The 720-nt window shown below is 63.1% G+C and carries 2 protein-coding genes; both read right to left on the minus strand.

The annotated features are described in order from the left end of the window. Positions 1-387 (minus strand): sigma 54-interacting transcriptional regulator (locus AC1DYX_RS31685; RefSeq protein ID WP_477266243.1); only part of this gene is annotated, 387 nt, incomplete at its 3' end. Between the two features lie 70 nt (positions 388-457). Beyond that, positions 458-720, minus strand: a 263-nt coding sequence (locus tag AC1DYX_RS31690) for a hypothetical protein (protein ID WP_477266245.1), incomplete at its 5' end; no start/stop codon positions are given.

A 720-nucleotide genomic window follows, 5' to 3' on the forward strand; every position in this document is an offset into this window, starting at 1 on the left:
TAGTAAAACCACCTGGGCACGCGGCGACAGCGCCTCGATTTCATCCAAAAACAGCGTGCCGCCTTCGGCATCGCGGACCAGTCCGGCGCGGGCCCGGATGGCGTCGGTAAAAGCGCCCTTCGCGTGACCGAACAGTTCGCTCTCGATCAGGGCGTCGGGCAGCGCGCCGCAGTTGACGGGGATGAACGCACTGTCCCTTCGTTCGCTCAGGTAGTGCACGGCGTGGGCGGCAAGTTCCTTGCCGGTGCCCGATTCACCAATGATCAGGACGGGAGCCTTCGAGCGGGCAAATCGGGATATTTGCTCGACCACCGTCACAAAGGCTGCGGATCGTCCAATGAAGTTTTGGCGCAGACAAGCATCGATAGTCGGATCGGTAATCTGCATTGTCATCCTCCCCTGCCTGGCTGGCCTGCTTGCACCTTTGCGTTCATGGCTATCGCCTCTCGCGTTGTCATCAGAAGAATTCGACGAAGGGCACACCCTTGAAGGCATTGCGATAGCCCTCCTGCTCCTCGGGCGCAAGGCGCTTGAACTCGGGGCGCTCGAGTGCCGGGCGCAGCGCACGTTCGACGATCTCGCGCATGCGCGCATCGACCTGGGCCTCCGACGCCTTCGGATCCTTCAGCGAGTCGATGGCCTGCTGGCGAATCTCGTTGCCGCGGACCCGCCAGAGCAGGGTTTCAAAGAACGGCCGCGAGCCGCCGGCCGGCGCAGGAC

The organism is Massilia sp. P2_C2 (assembly GCF_056404615.1).